Source organism: Pseudomonas sp. Pseusp88 (assembly GCF_047303955.1).
Taxonomy (GTDB): domain Bacteria; phylum Pseudomonadota; class Gammaproteobacteria; order Pseudomonadales; family Pseudomonadaceae; genus Aquipseudomonas.
Genome location: NZ_JBGLYM010000005.1, coordinates 306374 through 326804, shown reverse-complemented (window position 1 = coordinate 326804; position 20431 = coordinate 306374). Strand labels below are relative to the sequence as shown.

General features: G+C 60.2%; 19 protein-coding genes and 2 pseudogenes. 11 read left to right on the top strand and 10 right to left on the bottom strand.

Annotation, left to right across the window (positions count from 1 at the left end):
• Position 1 precedes the first annotated feature (1 nt).
• Genes ACCD02_RS09785 through ACCD02_RS09765 form a run of 5 tightly spaced genes read right to left on the bottom strand, consistent with a single transcriptional unit; the run spans position 2 to position 5355 of the window.
• Positions 2-1312 carry a SidA/IucD/PvdA family monooxygenase gene (locus ACCD02_RS09785; protein WP_413300772.1) on the bottom strand — a complete coding sequence of 437 codons (1311 nt, stop codon included), beginning with the start codon at positions 1310-1312 and terminating at the stop codon, positions 2-4.
• Between the two features lie 41 nt (positions 1313-1353).
• Positions 1354-2316 carry an ABC transporter substrate-binding protein gene (locus ACCD02_RS09780; protein WP_413300770.1) on the bottom strand — a complete coding sequence of 321 codons (963 nt, stop codon included), beginning with the start codon at positions 2314-2316 and terminating at the stop codon, positions 1354-1356.
• Entirely contained in the window at positions 2313-3455 is a 1143-nt protein-coding gene (locus tag ACCD02_RS09775) for an NAD(P)/FAD-dependent oxidoreductase (RefSeq protein ID WP_413300768.1), read from the bottom strand. Before ACCD02_RS09775 ends, ACCD02_RS09780 begins: the two co-directional genes overlap by 4 nt.
• Before the next feature lie 15 nt (positions 3456-3470).
• A complete protein-coding gene (locus ACCD02_RS09770) occupies positions 3471-4970 on the bottom strand; it encodes a methionine--tRNA ligase (RefSeq protein ID WP_413300764.1) in 1500 nt (499 codons plus the stop codon).
• The gene (locus tag ACCD02_RS09765; protein WP_413300763.1) at positions 4963-5355 is read right to left on the bottom strand and encodes a cupin domain-containing protein; all 393 of its coding nucleotides are present in this window, start codon (positions 5353-5355) and stop codon (positions 4963-4965) included. The genes ACCD02_RS09770 and ACCD02_RS09765 overlap by 8 nt, the downstream gene beginning before the upstream one ends.
• A gap of 327 nt (positions 5356-5682) precedes the next feature.
• Between ACCD02_RS09765 and ACCD02_RS09760 the strand changes: the two genes are divergently transcribed.
• Entirely contained in the window at positions 5683-5952 is a 270-nt protein-coding gene (locus ACCD02_RS09760) for a DUF2790 domain-containing protein (RefSeq protein WP_413300761.1), read from the top strand.
• Between the two features lie 96 nt (positions 5953-6048).
• On the opposite strand, the gene ACCD02_RS09755 is transcribed toward ACCD02_RS09760, so the two are convergent.
• Positions 6049-7662, bottom strand: coding sequence for an MFS transporter (locus ACCD02_RS09755; RefSeq protein WP_413300759.1), 1614 nt, complete (start codon positions 7660-7662; stop codon positions 6049-6051).
• A 219-nt stretch (positions 7663-7881) separates the two neighbouring features.
• Between ACCD02_RS09755 and ACCD02_RS09750 the strand changes: the two genes are divergently transcribed.
• Positions 7882-8787: a LysR family transcriptional regulator gene (locus ACCD02_RS09750; RefSeq protein WP_413300757.1), complete on the top strand. Its 906-nt coding sequence runs from the start codon at positions 7882-7884 to the stop codon at positions 8785-8787.
• Positions 8788-8998: 211 nt separating this feature from the next.
• Positions 8999-9742, top strand: coding sequence for a 2-keto-4-pentenoate hydratase (locus ACCD02_RS09745; protein ID WP_413300755.1), 744 nt, complete (start codon positions 8999-9001; stop codon positions 9740-9742).
• A gap of 50 nt (positions 9743-9792) precedes the next feature.
• Here ACCD02_RS09745 and ACCD02_RS09740 read toward each other — a convergent pair whose 3' ends face one another.
• Both ACCD02_RS09740 and ACCD02_RS09735 read right to left on the bottom strand, forming a co-directional pair.
• Positions 9793-11121, bottom strand: a complete 1329-nt coding sequence (locus ACCD02_RS09740) for an OprD family porin (protein ID WP_413300753.1) — start codon at positions 11119-11121, stop codon at positions 9793-9795.
• A gap of 484 nt (positions 11122-11605) precedes the next feature.
• A pseudogene (locus ACCD02_RS09735) lies at positions 11606-12763 on the bottom strand (pyridoxal phosphate-dependent aminotransferase); the annotation flags it as partial.
• Between the two features lie 228 nt (positions 12764-12991).
• Here ACCD02_RS09735 and ACCD02_RS09730 point away from each other — a divergent pair.
• The 8 genes and pseudogenes from ACCD02_RS09730 to copD form a co-directional block, all read left to right on the top strand.
• Positions 12992-13501, top strand: a pseudogene (locus tag ACCD02_RS09730) (MCP four helix bundle domain-containing protein); the annotation flags it as partial.
• Between the two features lie 246 nt (positions 13502-13747).
• Positions 13748-14629: a methyl-accepting chemotaxis protein gene (locus ACCD02_RS09725; protein ID WP_413300858.1), complete on the top strand. Its 882-nt coding sequence runs from the start codon at positions 13748-13750 to the stop codon at positions 14627-14629.
• A 176-nt stretch (positions 14630-14805) separates the two neighbouring features.
• A complete protein-coding gene (locus ACCD02_RS09720; protein WP_413300751.1) occupies positions 14806-15363 on the top strand; it encodes a cytochrome b in 558 nt (185 codons plus the stop codon).
• A gap of 138 nt (positions 15364-15501) precedes the next feature.
• Positions 15502-15981: a hypothetical protein gene (locus ACCD02_RS09715; RefSeq protein ID WP_413300856.1), complete on the top strand. Its 480-nt coding sequence runs from the start codon at positions 15502-15504 to the stop codon at positions 15979-15981.
• Positions 15982-16051: 70 nt separating this feature from the next.
• Positions 16052-16561: an RNA polymerase sigma factor gene (locus ACCD02_RS09710; protein WP_413300854.1), complete on the top strand. Its 510-nt coding sequence runs from the start codon at positions 16052-16054 to the stop codon at positions 16559-16561.
• Positions 16558-17340: an anti-sigma factor family protein gene (locus ACCD02_RS09705; RefSeq protein WP_413300749.1), complete on the top strand. Its 783-nt coding sequence runs from the start codon at positions 16558-16560 to the stop codon at positions 17338-17340. The genes ACCD02_RS09710 and ACCD02_RS09705 overlap by 4 nt, the downstream gene beginning before the upstream one ends.
• A gap of 89 nt (positions 17341-17429) precedes the next feature.
• Entirely contained in the window at positions 17430-17816 is a 387-nt protein-coding gene (copC, locus tag ACCD02_RS09700; RefSeq protein ID WP_413300747.1) for a copper homeostasis periplasmic binding protein CopC, read from the top strand.
• Positions 17817-17824: 8 nt separating this feature from the next.
• Positions 17825-18691: a copper homeostasis membrane protein CopD gene (gene copD / locus ACCD02_RS09695; protein ID WP_413300745.1), complete on the top strand. Its 867-nt coding sequence runs from the start codon at positions 17825-17827 to the stop codon at positions 18689-18691.
• On the opposite strand, the gene ACCD02_RS09690 is transcribed toward copD, so the two are convergent.
• A complete protein-coding gene (locus ACCD02_RS09690) occupies positions 18692-19675 on the bottom strand; it encodes an MDR family oxidoreductase (RefSeq protein ID WP_413300743.1) in 984 nt (327 codons plus the stop codon).
• A 48-nt stretch (positions 19676-19723) separates the two neighbouring features.
• Complete coding sequence (locus ACCD02_RS09685; protein ID WP_413300741.1) at positions 19724-20371, bottom strand: TetR/AcrR family transcriptional regulator; 648 nt, start codon at positions 20369-20371, stop codon at positions 19724-19726.
• Between the last annotated feature and the right edge of the window lie 60 nt (positions 20372-20431).

Below are 20431 nucleotides of genomic sequence, written 5' to 3'. Positions count from 1 at the left end.
CTCACTCGGCCAGGGCCGGCCGGGGCTGGGCGATCTGCACCGCACGGCCGAGAGCATTGGCGATACGCTCGGCGCGCAGGGCCATCAAGGAAAACGACTGGCTATCGCTGATGCCATGGCTGCGCTCGGACAGGCCGTTGACCCACAGCTGCACATCGCACTCGCCCTGGGTCGCCACGTGGTAGTCGCGATCAATGACCAGGCCGCCGTCGATATCGGCCTGCAGCCAAGGTTGCAGGTTGCTCAGCAGCGGCGGAATCAGGTGCTGCTCAAAGCCGGTGCCCAACACCACCACATCCACTTCGACCACTTCGCTGCGCTGGCTGAAACTGTCGGTGAGGGTCACACGGTAGCCCTCGGCAAGCGGCTCGATGGCGCTGATCACCCGGTAGGCATAGGTGCGCAGACGCTCGCGCCCGGCGATGCGGTCCTCGTAGATCAGAGAAAACAGCTTGCTGCTTTCGTCCGGATCGATGCCCGCATAGTTGGTCGCACGGCTCCAGTCGAGAAAGGTGTGGCGCTCGGAGTGGCTGAGGCTATGAAAATAATCGACATGGTCGGGGGCGAACACCCGATTGGGGAACTGGCCCAGTTGGGTCAGCTTGAAGCCGGCGGAACGGTGTACCGAATGGACCTGGATATCGCTGCGACGGCTGAGCAACTCCAGCACCGACTCACTGGCACTCTGCCCCGAGCCCACCACCAGCCAACGCTTGGGCAGTTGCTCGCCAAATGCGTGCACGCGGCTCAAGAACTGCGAGGTATGAAAAAAACGCGGCCCGAGCAAAGACTGAAAAACGTCGGGCACTCTGGGTACGCTGCCAGTGGACAACACCAGATTGCGCGTAGTGAAGCTGCCTTGGGCGGTGTCGATGCGCACCTGACTCAGGCGGCCGTTGCGGATGATCGGCAACACTTCAGTGACCGGTGCCGAGAAGCTGGTGTGCTGATCGACCTGCTGCGAGACCCAGGCCACGTAGTCCGACCATTCATGACGGCTGGCCGGACGCCCCAGCAGGCCGAAGTCGAACAGGCGACCCCGGCTCTTCAGATACATGGCGAAGGAAAAACGGCTGCGCGGGTTGCGCGGGGTTACCAGATCGCGGAACACATGGTGATTGATATCCGTGCCAGCCAGCAGCAGCTCGCGGTGCCACTGGGTATCGGCAGCGCTTTCCAGATAACGCACGGACAGCCGTGCCAGTGGTGTGTTGTCGTCCCGAGCGTCCTCGAAGACACAGGACAGGGCAATGCCGGCCGGCCCGAAACCAATACAGATTGCATCAGAGTGTTGCGCTGATAAGTGTTCCATACAGAGGTCATCCATCGTGAAGTAATTGGCAAACAACAGGTTCAATCAGCCACGGGCAGCAGCCCGTTCGGGCCCAGGTGCCAGACCCGATTGCAGGCACCTCGGCATTCGCCCTGGTCGAAACCGACATCACCCAGGGGCGTTCGCCAGGTCGAGTGATTCAGGGCGTCGAGCAGGCGGGTACGGCGCAGCCCACGTCCGGCCAACTGGCCGAGCACTTGAAACAGCAGCAGGCTTTCTCGGTAATAGCTCTGCGGCAGGCCGTCGAACAACGTCAGGTGCCAACGCGTCGCCGGACAGGCATCGGCACCCTGCCCGACCGCACCGAAGCCGATCACCCAGGTGTTCCGGTCATCGCTGGCTGCAACGCCGAGATAGGGAGAAGCCGCGTCGTCGGTGAGGATCAGCGGCCCCCGACTGCCAGCGGCCCGGCGCCCCTGCCAGTGCTCGCGGCTGGCGCGCAGACGTCCGGCGAAGACTTCCACCTCGGCCTGATCACACCCGGCAAGCTGTCGCAGACCGGCCTTGCTGGCGGCCGCTGCAATGGCCTGGGCCAGGGCCTGACCATGGGCGCTGCCGTCAGCATCGATGTGCACGGACTGCCAGCCGCACTGGCGGATAAAGCGCAGCAGGTCCCTGGCCAGTTGCCGGTCTGAAGGGCAAAAACGAAAGACGTTGTGATGGTCCAGGGTCAGCCGATCCAGGGTTGCCGCCGGGGTCAGCAAGGCAATCCCCGCCGCCCGGTAGATTGGCACCGCGCCCAAGGCCGCATCGGAGGAGAAATGCCCGACAACGATATCCGCGCCCCACTGCACCATGGCCCGCGCCACATCGGCACCGCGTTCACGGTGGGCGCCATCGTCGAGAAAGTGCCACTCCACCTGCGCCAGTGCCGGCAGGGTGTTGCGCGCCGTGGCCAGGGCCCGCATGAAAGTTCGGGCGTGGGGTGTGTCGGCCGGATCGAACAGCGCCGATATTCCGACCTTGAGGCGTCCATCGCTCATGGCTGTACCGCCGCGAATGCAGGGATCGTCGCGCCGATCCGCTGCGGCGAAAACATCGACCAAGCGCCGCTACTGGGCCAGGCGCCGGCCAGATGCTGCTGCACCTGTTCCAAAGCGATCTGCGCCACACCGGGAGCGAACTTGAAACCCAGCCCGCACATGCCGCTGGCGAGGAATACCGGACTGTCCTCGTTGCAGAAGCCGATCAGCGGGCGACCGTCAGGGCTATAGCTGTCGAAACCGGGCAGGACATCCAGCACCGCTGGCTGGGCCGCAGCCCCCAGCAGTCCTTGAATCCTGCTCCGGGCATCCGCTTCGTGACGCCGGTCAGGCGCCGCCAGTTGCTCGGGATAACGGGCTTCATCACGCAGGCCGCAACCGCTTTGAACAATGTCCGGAGTCAGGGGAATGGCGTAGGACTGCGTCACCGCATCGATCAGCGGCACGGAGCAGCGCAACGCCGTGCCGACCCGGGCCAGGGGAATCGAACGGCTATGCAGCGGCAGGTCCGGCAACAGGCGCCGGGTCCAGGCACCCGTAGCGACGACCACAGCACGACAACGCAAAGTGGTCTGGCCCAATGCCAGGCGCACCTCATGCCGGGATACGCAATCGATGGCCTCGATCTGGCAATGCTCCAACAGTAAGCCCCGTTGGCGCACTATGTTGGCCAAGGCGCTACTTGCCTGGCGCGCATTGCCCACACTGGCGTGGGGCTCGAACAGATTGATTCGTTGGTTATCCACGCGGCTGTCGGGGCTCATGGCGGCCCACTCACGGGCTGACAACAGGCGCATAGGGTAATCCGGCCGGGCAAAGCGCCGGATCGCCGCGTCAATCGCCTCGGCCTGATCCGTGGCCGCTCGATAGATCACCCCGGTACGACACAGGGCTTTGGCATAGGTCTGGGCAAACACACCCTCGGCCAGTTGACCCAGGGACAACGCCGTCAACGTCATCAGCGTCGGGTCGGCGTCATACAGGCGCAGCAGCCCGCCGGAGTAGCCACTGGCCCCCGACGCGCCTGCCGCGCCCTTGTCGATCAGCGCCACGGCAAGTCCGGCGCTGCACAGTCTGGCAGCGATACTGGCCCCGATAATCCCGGCACCAATCACCGCAACGTCATAGTCGATATACATGCATCGCGCGTCCGTTCAGATGGAGTATTCGGCTGCCGAGCCGGTCATGATGGTGGCCGTGACCCGACCTTCGGGCAGGTTGAAAGCCTCTATCAACCGTGCCGCCATGTCCGGGATCAACGACTGTCCGGTAATGGCCATGAACGCAGCGAAATGGCTGACCGGCCGCCCCTCGGCCAGGCGCGTGCGGGTAATGGCGATCACATCCAGCAACACCGCCGCCATGGTTTTCATGGAAAACTGCGCCGGTTCGCTGGCTGCTATCCATTGCAGGCGCAAGGCTTCCAGCAGCCCGGCATCAGCGCCACACAGGCCGCTCCACCAGTCGCCGCCCTGCTGCCCTGCACTGACCAGCAGCGCCGGGAAGAAGCTGCCGAACACCTCTTCACGCCATTCGAGGAAATGCTGCAGGCGAAAATCGCCTTCGCTGTCTTCCGGGGCAATGCTGGCCAGGTACAGCCGCGCACTGTCGGCACAGGCCTGGCGCGCCAGATCGCCGACCCAGATGGCATGGTTGCGGCTGGTGGACAGGTTCAGGCCATCGAGCTTGAGGAACTGGTTGGGCACGAAGCGTTGGTCGATCTTCAGGTGGTCCAGCACCGCCAGTTGCGCCGGGTAGACCACCGCATGACTGAACACGCAGTCGAAACCGAGGAAATGCACCAGGCTGCCCTGCCCTGACTGCCAATACTGGCGGAACAGCTCCGGCCGGCCGATGCGGTCGGCGTATTCACGGAACGCCGCCATATAACCGGCCATGCCCATGAACCAGGTATGTACCCGGCAGGAACCGTCCGCCGCCAGGTCCAGCCCAGCATCCCCCGGCCGGGTCACACCCCAGTCGTGCAGGTGTTCCAGGGTTTCGTGCAGCCAGCTGTCCAGGGGCTTGCGCCACTTGCGATTGAGCAAGGTGTCGCGCAAATGCGGCTTGAACAGCTCCAGTTTGAGAAACGCACGATTCGTGCTTCGCCACTGCGAGGGCTGGCGGCACAGCTTGCAACGCAAGTCGCCCATCAACTCGGCATCCGGGGCCTGGGCACAGTTCTCACACTGGCTGGCATCGGATTCGGCACCGCAGTAGTTGCACAGGCCACGGGCGAAGGCTTCGTAGCCCCAGCGGTCGCAGTCCGGACAGTACGGCTCCATGGCGTCGCGAAACTCGATAAAACCGGCCTTCTGCGCCTTCTCGAAGACTTCGCGCACGGCATCGGCGAAATACGGATTGCGATAGGGCCGCATCCAGTTATCCGGTCGGATATTGATCGCCGCCAGGGATGCTTCAATGCGATCGGTATTGCTACGGGCCAGCTGTACCGGATCGGTGCCGGTTTCCAGGCCCTTGCGCAACATGTACGACTGATAATCATCGGAATAGGACAGCAGCACGCAGTCGTGACCGCGCTGACGCTGGACTCTGGCAAACACATCGGCACCGAGAAAGGGTCCGGCGATATGACCGATATGCAGGTCGCCATTGGGCGTGGGTGGCGTGATGGTAACGACGAACTTAGTCATCAAGGCACCCCGTTTTCTCGTCGTGCCGGGCAACGAAGTCATTGACGTAGTTCATGTCCCACCAGACCACGTAGAAGTGAAAGTCCTCGTCCGAGTCATTGATCACGTAGTGGTTGGTGTGCTTCGGGATCGCCGCAATATCGCCGACCGCGAATTCCATTTCACGCTCCCCGACCACCAGCTTTGCCCGCCCTTTGATGGCGATAAAGATTTCCTGATCGATCTGGGTGTGAGCCTCGCTGGAGGTGCCTGGGCGCACGACGCACCAGCCTCCGGCAAATGGCATCGGATAGCCCTGCCAAGGCAATAAGCGACTGCCATCAAGTCCATATTCATGGACCAGCCCATCGAAGTTTGTTTTGCGATGTATCTCGAACTTTTGCATTTTCAAGCCCGTGCGCTGTTGGTGGGCTGGAGGATGCTAGTTGCTGATAGACCGCGGCTATCCGATTAATAGTTATAACCGATGACTTGCATCGAAATTTTCGATACCCCCAGGCAGGACAGGGCCTGCAGGGCTTTTTACTGTCTTTTTTGTTATGGAACGATCGGCGTTAAAAGAGGTATTCGCGAGTATCACTTTTGATGATGGCGCGTATCACCAAGTACCATTTCATAACTTGTCCGGCACCGGCCTAAAATTATCCCAACAGCGAAGAAACATAATGACTTCGCACCTTGCCTGCAGAATTTGGTAGTACCGGAGAATCCCATGAAATATGTCATGTTTGCCGCCCTGTCGATGTTCAGTCTTTTCGCTGCTGCAGCCGAGGCTCCAGCTGCTGCAACCGCCCAGAGCGAGCAGTACAACTACTCACAGAATCTGGATATCGCCAAGGTGATCAGTATCACCAGCACCAATGCCAACCAGGCGGCCAGCAGCTGCGGCCCGGAAGAGGCGCATATGGTCTATGTCGATAGCAAAGGCGCGCGTCATGACCTGCAGTACACCCGCATGGGTGAAAATTGCGAACAGGGCTGATCAGGTTGTTGTCGACCTCATTGGAGCCAGGCTTGACCGCGAATGCTGTGTTTACCGAGCTCTTCGCGGGCAAGCCTCGCTCCAACTGGTTCAGACTCAACTTTTGGCTGGATGCAACCGCGCCCACATCGCCCGACTGAAGATCCACAGCATGGTTACGGTCGCTACCACGGCAATCACCATGAACACGTCGTTGTACGCCAGGATATTCGCCTCCCGGGTCGCTGATGTGGCAATGGATCGCAGCCCCGCCACCTGCTGCGCAGCGGGGTCGGCCAGCACTTTTGCATAAGCGGACGCCGCCTGCTGCACCCTCCCCGCCACTATTGGATCAGTGCCCGCCAGATGCTCCACCAACTGGCTGGAATGAAATTTCTCCCGCAGCGTCTGGAAGGTACCGAGTGCCGCCGAACCTACCAGGCCACCGACGTTCTGGGTCATGCTGAACAACACCGTGAAACTCACCAGATTGCGCGAGTCGGCAATGACTCCGCCGAGCCCGGTGATCAGGGTCGGGCCGAGAAAATAGGCACCGCCGAAAGCCAGGAGAAACTGGCTGATATACATGTTCGAGGCTCGAGTCAGGTTAGTGGCGCTACTGTCCATCCAGGCGCCGACGGCCATCATTGCCAGGGAGATCACCAGGGGCTTCATGAGGTGCGCCGGGTCGATGGTCAGGGCGCTGGTGACCAACCCGGCGATACTGGCCACCAGGATCACGGCAAACAGCGTCTGCAACTGGTCATTCTGCAGATCGAACAATTGCAGAAAGCCCACAGCACCAATAGCCTGTTCCGATAGCACCACGCGAATCAGGATGACAGCCAATGCAAGCTTGACGATATCGGCACTGCCCAGCCATTTCAGATTGAGCAATGGCCGGGCGCGGTTGCGCTCAATGGCCAGACCGGCACAGAAGCACAGGATCGAACCGGCGCTGGCCAGGCCGATCCACGGTGCCTCAAACCACCAGTCAATCCGCCCCAGGGACAGCACCCCACAGAACAGCGCCGCCCCGGTAGACAGCAAAATAAACGTGAGGAAATCCATTTTCTCGAACACTTTGCTGCGATCCCCCGGCGGCAGTTTGAGAGCAAATACGCAGGCGAAAGACAGCAAGGCCAGGCCCAGCTCAAATACATACAGGCCTCGCCACTCGTCGATTTGCAGCAGATTCATGGAGACCATGCGGGCGATGGGAATCGCCAATTGCGACGAGCCAAAACCCAGCACTACCGCGCGCAGGCGCCACTTCCCCGGAAACGCCTGAATCATATAAAACAGCCCCAGAGAAGTCAGGGACGCACCGACCATGCCATGCACAGCGCGCACGGCAATTGCCGAATCCAGGGTATTGACGAACAGATGGGCAAAGGTCACCAGCACGTACAACAGCAGAAACAGCTCGGTAAAGAGTTGCAGACCAAACTGCTGACGGAACCGCACCAGGATCAGATTCATCGACACGTAGGTCATGTAGTAGGCCGCAGGCAGCCAGGCGATTTCCGGGGTATCGGCGGCCAGATAACCCTGCAGATACGGCAGGTTGACCATGACCATGGCGTTGCCCAGACCACCGGTAATACCCAGCAGCACGCTGATGAAGGCAAAAGCGAAACGCTCCGGCGTGCTGTGCTCGGGGGTCGAGGGCGAGCCAGGGACGAATGGCTTTTCCGAGGGCAGCCATTGATGAGGGGCGTATTTATCCAACGGGTTCAACTCCGGACACGGGCCAATGCGGCTAGATGCCATAGGGCGCAAGCCCGGTATTGCATCCTTGTGCGGACTTCGCCGCCAGCCATACCCAGGTATGACAGGCACCACCCAAGGGTATGGCTGCATGAGCCGAAGATAGAAGTGTTCCATGAGTCTGACTTGCATAAGGTGGCTTCACCGCCAGTCAGGCATCAGGCTCGCTCAGGAAACATCATGGACATCAAGCAGCTGAAGTTTCTCATCGCACTGGAAGAGACCCGTCATTTTGGTCGCGCAGCCCTGCGCTGCCACATCACCCAGCCGACCTTTTCCATGCGTATCCGTAACCTGGAGGCCGAGCTGGATCTGCTGCTGGTCAATCGCGGCCAACGCTTCGAAGGTTTTACCGGTGCCGGTGAGCGAGTACTGGCCTGGGCCCATACTGTCCTGGCGGCCTACGACGGGCTGAAGGCCGAAGCCGAAGCCTGTCGTGGTCATCTGATCGGCACGCTGCGCATCGGCACAGTGGCGATGTCCGGCTTCGATACCATGCATCTTTTGAACCGTATTCGTGTCGAGCATCCGGAAATCAATTTCGAACTGGCGGTATTGCCCGCCGAGCACATCCTGGAAAAACTCGGCAGCAATACCCTGGATATCGGTGTGTCCTTTATTGACGACCTGGACACCGCCCGTTTCGACGTCCTGCCGCTGGCAGAGCCCGGCCTGGGACTGCTGCATGACACCCGGCGCTATCATTTCGACGGGCGCAACCTGAACTGGCAGCAAGTGGCCGACCTGCCCCTGGCGGTCATGAGCCCTGGCAGTCATTTGCGCGCGGTGATCGATCATAATATGTGCAGCCGCGGCCTGAGCCTGCATCCGCTGCTGGAGGCCGATGAGATTTACCCGTTGCTGCAAGCGGTCGACAGCGGCCTGTGCTGTAGCCTGATCCCGCTCAACAGCGACTTGGCCCGACAAAACACCCACTTGCGCCTGATCCCCCTGCTCGACACCCGCCCCCTGAGTAGCCTGGGTCTGATCAAGCGTCATGGGAGCAATCGCTCGCCCTTGGCCGAAACCTGTTTTGCGCTGTATCAGAGCAGTTGCTCGGGTGAGAGCTTGCGAATGGTGTCTTAGGTGAATCCATAGAGTTGGACACAACCATCTGAATGGGATGAGGCTCCACAGCAGCCGCCTTGGTGGCGATCGAGTGTGCAGCACTTGCAATGAGCGCCAATACTGACCAAATGCCATCGCCAGCAAGTCGGCACCCACGAAAGTAGCGCCCTGCCCCCATCATCGCTACTCTGGTCAGGCCTTCATTCATCAGCCTCAAGGATGCGCTCGCGTGAATCAATCGTCTCTTGCCGCACTGCTCGTCGATGCCTACCAGAACCGCCGAACCATCAGCCCGGAACAGATCCCCGCCGACAAACCGGCGTCCTATGCCGTCCAGCAGGAAGTCCTGCGCTTGCGCGGATCTGAGGTTGGAGGCTGGAAGCTGGGGTCGAAATCGTCCACAGGGCCGATCCAGGGCGCGATGCTGCCGGCCGATTGCCTGCTGGCCAGTGGCACTGAACTTGAGTTCGGCGCTTATGTGAAACCGGCCGTCGAACTGGAGATCGCCTTTCGTCTGAACCGCAGCTTCATCCCGCGTGACGAACCTTACAGCGATGCCGAAGTGCTCGGCGCCATCGGCTCCATGGGTACCACTATCGAAATCGTCGCCAGCCGGATCAATACCTGGCCGAAAGTCGAGCCGCTGCTGTCCCTGGCTGATCTGCTCAACCATGGTGCGCTTATAGTGGGTGATTTCATCGATTACGACGCGGCGTTCCCGTTTATCGAGCCCGCGTTGAGTTTCACCTATGCTGGCGAAGACATCGTGCCTGGCGATGGCGTCAACCCCGCCGGCGATCCTCGTCGCCTGCTGCCGTGGCTGGTCAATCACTACACCGGCCAGGGCCTGACCCTGACGCCGGACATCGTCATCACCACCGGTTCCTACACGGGCATGCACTTCCCTGCAGGTCCAGGTGTAGCGGTGGCCGAGATCAGAGGCCTGCCGGGTATCGGCTTCAGCTTCATCTAGCCCGACAACGCCAGGCAGTCATTGCGACTGGCCTGGCGCCCACCTTCACATCAGAAGATATTGATCGGGTAGTCGGCGATCAAACGGAACTCGTTGATATCGCCTTCAGCCTGGTCGGCATTGGCGCGGTGCCAGGACTGACGCATACGCAACGCAAGATCCTTGACCGGGCCGGATTGCACGACATATTTGGCTTCAAGGTTGGTTTCGTGGTGTTTGCCATCTTCGCCATAACCGTAGTTGCGATAAGGGCTGTTAGCGGCCATATGGCTGCCATCGATATCATCGCCATTGATATAACGCGCCATGAAACTCAGGCCGGGAACACCATAAGTTGCCATGTTCAGGTCATAACGCAGTTGCCAGGATTTCTCACCCGGACCGTTGAAGTCAGAATACTGCACGGAGTTAGCCAGGAAGATCGAATCGCCAGTATCACCAGGGCCGTTATGGCCAAATGCCACATAATCAAATGGCGTATCGCCATGAACTTTCTGGAACGCCAGCGTTACAGTGTGAGCACTCAAGAAAGAGTAAGCCGCTGCCAGGGACCAGGTCGTGTTGCTGATGTCGCCAGCCTTGGCTGAGCCGGTATCGTTGGTGCGATAGATATTGAAATCGAAGTTCAACGATTGCAGATCGGAGATCGGCAAGGTCCAGTTGGTATTGGCGTAGTACTGATCCCAGATATCTTCGAGTTTCGACCCGTACAGGCTGACGGTCAGGTTGTCCGAAATCGCGTACTTGCCACCGGCATAGTCGATGCTGTTGGCCGCCACGTTGGCATAGGAGGCATACAGCTCCTGATCGTGGTTAGTGGTCACCGGGCCGTTGCTGCTGGTGAAATGGCCAGCATCGAGGTCAAGACCGGCGATCTCGCTGCTCAGCAGGTTGAAGCCGGTTGCGGTCTGCGGGAACAGGCGCGAGCCACCTGCGGCAAACACCGGCGCCGTCGGTTGCAGGTCGCCGTAATGCAGTTCGGTCTTGGAAATACGCACTTTCACCGAACCGCCAGCCGTGCCGTACTCGTCTTCAGGCTTGCCATTATTGCGTACCGGCAGGTTGCCGGTGCCGCTGGTGCCTGCGCCGCCATCAAGCTTGATACCCCAGTAACCATAGGCATCAACGCCAAAACCGACGGTGCCTTGAGTAAAGCCGGAGCTGAAGTTACCCAGTACACCCTGAGTCCAGTCCTTGCGATCGCCACCGCCGTTCTTGCCGTCGCGATTGAAGTAGTAATTCTTGAGGTGGACATTGAGAGTGCTACCTTCGACAAAACCCGTGGCTGTCGATTGGTCACTGACCACCGCGGCCATGGCCATTTGACTCACGCCCAGAGAGACGGCGAGCGTGACGAGATTCCACTTCATGAACGTCATTGTTTTCCCCTGTTTCAAATGTGTACCAATAGCCGTTAGTGCCGAGAAAAAGGGCATTGCCCGGAACTCTGACAACAACGAAATACTGGTAGAAGAACGACGGCAGATGAAAAAAAATTTAATGAAGCCGTTATTGAAATGCCACGGCTATACCACAGGTCTTTGACCCGATTCTTATATTCGCTACGGTCGATCCGTATAGGGTTTGCTCACCCTTGCGACAATTTTGTAACATTTTCTATCCGATTTGATCTTGTCGAATTAGTGATAGTCACTATCGATCTTCGTAATAGTTTGATTCTGCACTGCGATGGTAACGTGACTCCCGATGAATTCAGCAGCTCAATTGCTTTCTGCTATCCGCATCAGATAAGCGGTTGAGCAGTTGCTCCACTTCATCATTCCTTTGGTAACGCCTTTATAGCCACCCCATTGCTCAGTGAGGTGGCTTTTTTTATGCCCGCAACCCTGTCTACAGCCCGCCGACAAAGGCTTTGATGCGTTCACAGGCACGTGCCAGATGCGCCTCGCTGAGGGTAAAGGAGAGGCGCACAAATCCCTGGGCCGACTCACCGAAGGCAGCAGCATCGAGCACCGAAACACCGCCTTCACGATACAGCCGCCAGGCGAAATCCAGAGAGCTGAGGCCTGTGCCGCGCACATCCACGAGCACGAACATCCCGGCATCGGGCTTGATGACCTTCAACTGCGCGCACGCTCCCAGGCTCTGTACCACCAGGTCGCGGCGACGCCGATAGACCTCGCACATGTCACGGGTCACTTCGTCATGCGCCAGAACCGCCGCCAGGGCGCCCTCCATGACAAATCCGGGCAGGCCATAAAGCATGCTCAGCGACAGGTTCTCGATATGGGTGACCAACACCGGTGTCGCCACCAGCCAGCCAATCCGCCAGCCGGTCATGGCATGGGACTTGGACAGACTGCAGACGATCACACAGCGATCTTCCATGCCCGGCAGGCTGGCCAGGCTGACGTGTTCGCGCTCGTAGCATAGGCTTTCGTAGACTTCGTCCACCACTACCCATAAATCATGGGCAATGGCCAGTCGGGCGATGCCTTGTAACTCCTCGGCATCGAGGACGACACCGGTAGGATTGTTCGGATTGGACAGAAAGATCGCTCGAGTGTGGGGGCTGATCGCCGCTTCCAGTCGTTGCAGGTCAGGACGAAAGCCGGTATCGGCATCGCAGGCCACACGCACCAGCGTTGCACCAGACGCCTTGAGCGTGGCCTCGTAGGTAACGTACATCGGATCGAGTACCAGCACTTCATCGCCGGCCTGCAACAGGCACAGGGACGCAGCGAACAAGGCATTCTGCGCGCCGGCCAGCGTGATCACGCCGGATGCTGTGATTTCCCGGCCCAGGCGTTTGCTGTAACGCCCGGCAATGGCCTGACGCAAATCAGGACGCCCGGCGATATCCGTATAATGGGTATCCCCTGCCTGCAACGCTCCCACAGCGGCCTCGGTGATGAAGTCGGGAGTGGCAAAATCCGGATCACCGACGCTGAGAATGAGCACATCACTGCCCTGACGCTGGGCCTCAAAAGCTTCGTGGTGAATGTCCCAGGCGGCCACACCATGCCCGGCGATTCGGTCGACAAAAGGAGAAAAGCGCATGCCAGAGCCTCTGCAGAGAAAAATCGGTCTTGCCACACTACACCACGCGACGCTCGTCACGGGTCAACATAGGCAACGAATCACGTTCGATCAATTGTAGATAATGTCGAATCGATGGCGTTGATAGTTAAAAACAGCGAGCCGATCTTCACTTGACAGTGTAAAAGAGCGACAAAGTGATGGCTTAGTAGAATCACCCACTCTCTCCCCTGTCGTCCGGAAGGCTTTATGTCCAAACAACTTACAATCGCCAAAAGACTCGGGCTGGGTTTCGGCCTGGTCCTGGCCCTCATGATTGCCGTCGCCGCCATCGGCGTGCAACGCGTCGGATTGATCGAAAACACCCTGAATGGTGTCAGCGAAGACGCCTCAATCAAACAGCGCTATGCCATCAACTTCCGCGGCAGCGTGCACGACCGCGCCATCGCCATCCGCGATGCGGTGCTGGTACACAGCGAAGAGAACCTGGCCCTGCACCTGCGTGATATCGAGCGGCTCAACGCCCTCTACCAAGCCTCGGCAACACCGATGGATCAGATATTCCAGAGCAAAGGCGCCAGCGGCGAAGAACGAAAACTTCTGGACGACATCAAGGCCAGCGAGCGTGCCACCCTGGCGGCCACTGACGCGCTGCTCAAGCTGCGCCAGCAAGGTGAACAGGACAAGGCGCAGACGCTGCTGATGAGTCAGGTTTCCGGGCTCTACAAGGAATGGCTAAATCGCATCAACGCCCTGATCGATCATGAAGAAGCGTCGATCGGCAAAGACGTCGGCTTTGTCCGCGAAACCGCCTCGCATTTCGCCCTGCTGATTTCCCTGGCCACGGCCGTGGCGGTGATCATTGGCGTGATTGCCTCACTGCTGATCATCAATAGCATCAAATCGACCCTGGGCGCAGAGCCCCATGAAGTCGCCCGGCTGATTCGCCGTCTGGCCAGTGGCGAGCTCAACGACACCATCGAAACCAAGTATCCGGACAGCGTCATGGGCGCCCTGAAAGCCACCACCACGCATCTATCCGCGACCATTACCCAGGTACGTACGGTGGCCATGGAATTGATGGGCTCCTCGTCGCAGCTGCGCGCCAGTTCCGACAGCAACAGCGAGCAGATGCGCCTGCAAACCAGCGAGACCGAGCGCATGGCTACGGCCATCTCGCAGATGAACGCTACCGTGCATGAAGTGGCCGGTTATGCCAGCCAGGCCGCCAACGCCACACAGAACGTCGACCTGGAAGTGGAAAAAGGCAAACAGGTGGTCGAAGGCACCGCCAGCGCCATGGGTGAATTGGCCCAGACCCTGGAAGCCGCCGCACAGTCGGTGGGCCAGGTCGCTCAGGACAGCCAGCAGATCGAGGGCATTGTCGATGTAATCAATTCCATTGCCGAACGCACCAACCTGCTGGCCCTCAACGCCGCCATCGAGGCTGCGCGTGCCGGCGAGGCCGGCCGCGGCTTTGCCGTGGTTGCCGATGAGGTACGCTCCCTGGCGACCCGGACCCAGGACTCGACCCGGGAAATTCGCGAAATGGTCGGCCAGTTGCAGGCCGGCGCCGGAAAAACCGCCGGACTGATGCATGACAGCCGGCAGATGGCCCAGCGCACCGTGGAACAGACTCGCCTGGCGGAAAGCGCCCTGAGCCAGATTCGTCACGAAGTCAGCGCGATCAACGGCATGAATGCACAAATCGCCACGGCTTCCGCGCAGCAAGGCGTCGCGACTCAGGATGTCAGCCTGAATATCCACCGCATCCACGACTCGGCCATGGAAGCAGCCGTGGGTTCCAATCAGGTCGCCCGCTCCAGCCTTGAGCTGTCGAACCTGGCGGATGTACTGACGGATCGGGTGAGTTTCTTCAAGGTGTAAATGAGTGGAGCGAGGCTTGCCCGCGAAGGTCCTGACTCGGTATGCCTGGTGTATCCCGTCGTTCAATTCGCGGGCAAGCCTCGCTCCTGCATGCGACCTGCGTAAATATTTACAGGCCACACTGAATAAACCCTCCCCCTGCGGTGTTCACACTCAGACACCACAGAGGGCTTCCCATGAACGAACTGCACTCCCCCGGCCACGATCGCTACGACCGTCTGACCCAATGGTTCCACTGGCTGACCGCCGCAGCCGTGATATTCCTGTTTGCCAGTGCCCATATCTGGGAAAACCTGGCCAAGGGCACAGACCTGCGCCGAGGCCTGCAATCGGTGCATATTTCCCTGGGCATCGCCCTGGCCGCGTTGATCGTATTGCGGATCGTATGGCGAGTGTTCGTCGGTACGCACTTGCCCGCCCACGGCTCTCCCGCGACTCGCCTGCTGGCCAGACTTGGCCATTTGGCCCTGTATGGCCTGTTGCTCGCACAAATTGCACTAGGCTTTCTGTTCCGCTGGGCTCAGGGTGAGCGCTTCGAGTTCTTTGGCCTGTTTGCCATTCCTTCGCCGTTGACCACCGATCACGATTTCGCCCATGTGCTTGGCGGTCTGCACGACAAGGTGGCCTGGGTGATCATCATCCTCGCCGGCCTGCATGCCTGCGCTGCGCTGATTCATCACGCCGTTCTGAAGGATCCGACCCTGCGCCGGATGCTGCCGGCATCACGCAGCTGATTTTTTTCGGGACCAATGAATAAAACCGCGAGCCGGGGTGTTTACCTCAAGTACAAGCCCGACTCCTCAGGAGATATGCCGATGAATACTTCATGCTTTAACCGCACCCTGCTGCTGGCCGGTTGCCTGACCGCTGCAATGTCCAGCTTCCAGGCCCAGGCCTCCGGCGATGAAGATGCGCCACCCAAGCCTGACTGCCCCAAAGGCCAGGTCCGGGACAGCAAGACCAACAAATGTGTACCTCAACTGAGCAAGGCCGCCTCCGACGCCGACCGCACCGATTACGCTTACCGCCTGGCCAAGGCCGAGCGTTATGAGGAGGCCTTGAGCCTGCTCAATACCCTGCAGGAACCCAATACCGCCAAGGCCCTTAACTATCGCGGTTATGCCACGCGCAAGTTGGGTCGTACCGATGAAGGCATCGGTTACTACCTGAAATCAGTGGCTCTAGACCCCAACTATGCGCAGGTTCGCGAATACCTCGGCGAAGCCTATGTGATCAAGGGGCGCAAGGATCTGGCCCAGGAGCAGTTGCAAACCATCAAGACTCTGTGCGGCACCGGTTGCGAGGAATACCGTGATCTGGCTGAAGCCATCGATAACGCTTCACGCACCTGAAGCCTCCCTGAAAAACCTGCGCGCCTGACCGGAGGTCGCCATCGCCAGCGATGCACAGCTCAGGACAGAACTGGGCCGATTCCTGCCACGCCTGTGGCGCTACGGCCTGTTGCTGTCACGCCAGCGCCACGTCGCCGATGATCTGGTCCAGGCCACTTGCGTGCGCGCTCTGGAGCGCGCGGCGCAGTATCGGCCCGACACCCGGCTCGATCGCTGGCTGCTGGCAATCCTGCATTCGATCTGGCTCAACGAGATCCGCTCACAACGTGTGCGTCAGGGCCAGGGCTTTGTCGATATCGACGACGCCCTGGCCGTGGATGGCGAACATATCGCCGAACAACAGGTGCTGGCTCGCCAAGTGATCCGCCAGGTCAACGCCCTGCCTGAGGCCCAGCGGGAAACAGTCTTTCTCGCCTACGTTGAAGGTCTTTCCTACAAGGAGGTTGCCGAAGTGCTGCAAGTGCCGATCGGTACGGTCATGAGCCGCCTGGCCAGCGCCCGCCTCAAGCTGGCCCAAGGCGCACCTACCCATGCGTCCGTGGACGGTTCGCCGAATGTATTGGCAGGAGAACGGCCATGATTGATCTGCCTTCGAATCCGCTCGCCGATGAACATCTGGTGGCCTATATCGACGACGAACTGAGTCCGCAACAGCGCGCCAGCGTCGATGCCGCGCTGCAACAGCAGCCGCAACTTGCCGAACGACTGGAACTGTTGCGCGGCAGCGAGCTGCCATTTCGCCAGTCTTTCGACAGCCTTTTGGCCGAAGCCCCCCGCGAGCGATTGCAGGCCATGCTCGATAACCTGCAGCCGTCGAAACCCGCCGCCAGGCCTCTGGGTCGACGGCGCTTTCTCGCGGTGGCCGCCAGTTGCATGTTGGCCGGCGTGCTGGCGGACCGCCTGTTCCTCGCCTTGCGCACGCCTGCGCCGGTCAGTCGTGGCTGGCGCGGTGTTGTCGCTGAGTATATGGCGCTGTACACGGAGCAGACTCTGGAAAACCTCAGCCCTGACATCGCTGCGCAAAACCGACAACTGGCCTCCGTCGGCCAGCGCCTGGGCCTGCCCCTGGATGCCGAGCGGGTGGATCTGCTCCGGCCGCAACTCAAGCGCGCGCAGATCCTCGAATATGACGGCGTGCCGATCGCCCAGATTACTTACCTGGACCCGCAATTCGGCCCGCTGGCCCTGTGTATCACCGGCAATGCCCAGAGTACGCCCACTCAAGGCAGCGAACAGCGCCTGGGCATGAACGTAGAGTTCTGGTCCAGCAACAGGCATGCCTTCATGCTTATCGGACACAACCCGCCTGACGAGCTACGCAATCTGGCCGAACGCCTTCGACAACGTCTTCCTACGTGAAAAAGCGTCATCTGACGCTGGAGTCACGCAGCTCTTTCTGGTCTAGTAGCGCGCTTGCTTCTGCCCATTGGTTTTAAAAAGGTACCCGCATGTCTGCTCAACGCCTCAAGCGCACCCTGGCTTCCCTCACCCTGTTCGCAACCCTGGCCGCCGCCCCGTCGGTGTTCGCCCATGCGCACCTGGAAAGCCAACTGCCTGCCGCCGACAGCACCGTCCCCGCCGTCAAGGAGCTGCGCCTGAACTTCTCCGAAGGCGTCGAGGAGAAGTTCACCAAGATCAGCATTACCTCCACTGTCGGCGGCAAGACAGAAGTCGAGGCCACGGCCAATGTCAGCACCGACCCCAATGACAAGAAAATCCTCATCGTCACCCCTGCCGCTCCCTTGAGCGCCGGGGCTTACAAGGTCGAGTGGCACGCCGTCTCGGTCGACACCCACAAGAGCGAAGGCAGCTACAGCTTTACCGTCGCTCCGTAAGCGCATCCATGCAAGACGCGTTGATCCTGTGCCGTTTCCTGCACTTTTGCTCGGTGCTGGTGCTGTTCGGCCTGTGTTTTTGTCGGCATGTGATTTTCGTCGGCTTACTGAACCGCGGCGACTCCAGTCCAGGCGATGTTCGATTGAACAGGATTCTTCGCTGGCTCGCTGCTTTGGGCCTGCTTACCGGCCTCACCTGGCTATTGCTGACCGCCGCGAGCATGGGCGGCAACTGGCAGGAGGGTCTCGATCCGCAGACCCTCCTGCTGGTGCTGGGCAATACCTTCTTTGGCCATGTCTGGAGCTGGCACCTGGGGCTCAATGCGCTGTTGCTGACTGCATTGCTGTTTGCACTTCCGGCCGCCTGGCGATTGTCGCTGAGCACCCTGCTGCTGGTGACCCTGGCACCTGTGGGCCATGGCGCCATGTTCGATGGTGGCAAAGGCCTGCTGCTGATCCTCAATCAGGCCGTGCACCTGCTGGCCGTGTCCACCTGGCTCGGCGCACTGGTCCTGCTGATGCTCCTGGCGCGGGCTCGCGATACAGACAAACGCGGCCTGCTTCTGCGGTTCAGCGGTATCGGCTATGGGCTGGTCGCGGCGATCATCCTGACCGGCCTGATCAACGTCCGTGCCCTCAGCGGCGCGCTCTGGCCCAGCCCGGCATTCGCAGGCTTCGGCCTGATCCTGTCGATCAAACTGGCCACGGTCCTGTGCATGCTGGCCCTGGCCCTGTTCAATCGCCTGGTCTTGCTCGATCCGCAGCGCCCCATCGGCATTCTCAAGCTCAGTATCGCCGTCGAGTGCCTGTTCGGTTTTGCGGCGGTGGCGGCAGTATCGCTGCTGGGGACCCTGCCACCGGTGCTGACGGGCTGATCAGCGCGCCAGATTGACCACCACTCGCCCGCGCACTTTGCCTTCAAGAATCTGCGGCGCCACTTCCAGCACCTCACTCAAACCGATTTCATGGCTGATCAGCGGCAGCAACGCCCGATCGAGATCCGTGGCCAGACGCGCCCAGGCTTCCAGGCGGTCTTCCCGTGGCCGATTGACGCTGTCGATCCCGGCCAGGGTGACGCCGCGCAGAATAAAGGGCGCCACCGAACCAGGGAACTCCATGCCCTGGGCCAGGCCACAGGCAGCCACGGTGCCGCGATAACGTGTGCTGGCGCAAATATTGGCCAGGGTATGACTGCCCACTGAGTCGATGGCGCCGGCCCAGCGTTCCTTGGCCAGCGGCCGCCCCGGTTCGGACAGGGTGGCGCGATCGATGATGTCTGCAGCCCCCAGTTGCTTGAGGTATTCGCTTTCAGCCATGCGACCTGTAGACGCGACCACCCTGTAGCCCAGCCGGGCCAGGATCGCGATGGCAAAGCTGCCGACGCCGCCATTGGCGCCGGTGACCAGAATTTCGCCCTTGTCCGGGGTGACGCCGTGTTTTTCCAGGGCAATCACGCTGAGCATGGCCGTGTAGCCCGCCGTGCCGATCGCCATGGCCTGGGCCGGAGTAAACGCGCTCGGCAGCGGAATCAGCCAGCGGCCCTGCAGGCGAGCTTTCTGCGCAAGACCGCCCCAATGCACCTCGCCTACGCCCCAGCCATTGAGCAGTACCTGATCGCCGGGCTTGAACTCGGGGTCGCGGCTGTCCTGCACGGTGCCGACCAAATCAACCCCCGGCACCATGGGAAAGCTGCGTACGACAGGGCTGGCGCCGGTAATAGCCAGACCGTCCTTGTAATTCAAAGTGCTGTAGGAGACGTCCAGGGTGACATCACCTTCCGGCAGTGAATCTTCGTTGATATCCGTCAGCCGGGCGTGATAACCGCTGTCGTCTTTCTCGATCAAGATGCCTTTGAACATAACGCCTCCGATAATTTAGACCGATCGTCTTTTAATAGGCCAGACAACTTATTGCGGCAGGCCACGCAGGAACCCCGCAATGAAGGTATTCAGTGGGCCATCGCTTTTTACCAATCGGGCGCGTAGCACTGCGCCTTCCCAACCAATCCAGAAATAGGCAGCCAATTCGACACAATCGGCGCTCCTGGCCAATTCGCCATGCTCCTGCGCCGCTTCGAGACAGACCGTCAGGCGTGTCTGCCAGTCGAGAAAAATCGCCTCCAGTCGCGGGCGAAAGACTTCCGGCAGGACACTGACTTCCTGCCCCAGATTACCCACCAGGCAGCCGCGCCGATATTCGTAGCGAGCCATGCCGGCCTTGGCCTGCTGAACAAAACCCACCAGCCGTTCCAGGGGCGTCAGGCTTTCATCCAATAGCCAGCGGTCCAGCCTGCGGGCAAAGAACGTCGCGTAGTTTTCCAGCACGGCCTGGCCAAAGGCTTCCTTGCTGTCGAAGTAGTGATAGAACGAGCCCTTGGGCACGCCGACGCGCTTGAGGATGAAATCCAGCCCGGTGGCCATGAACCCCTGCTCGGTAAGCACCTCGGTGCCGCAGCGAATCAGCAGTTCACGGGTGTGCAGGTTGTCCCGGTCCACGCGCGGTGGTCGGCCGGGTCGACGAGGCAAGGGTGGTGTCAGGAGGGCTTCTGTTGTCATGTTTTGAATAATAGACTGATCGTCTCTTAATTCAAGTACGACTAAAGAATGGCACGCTGT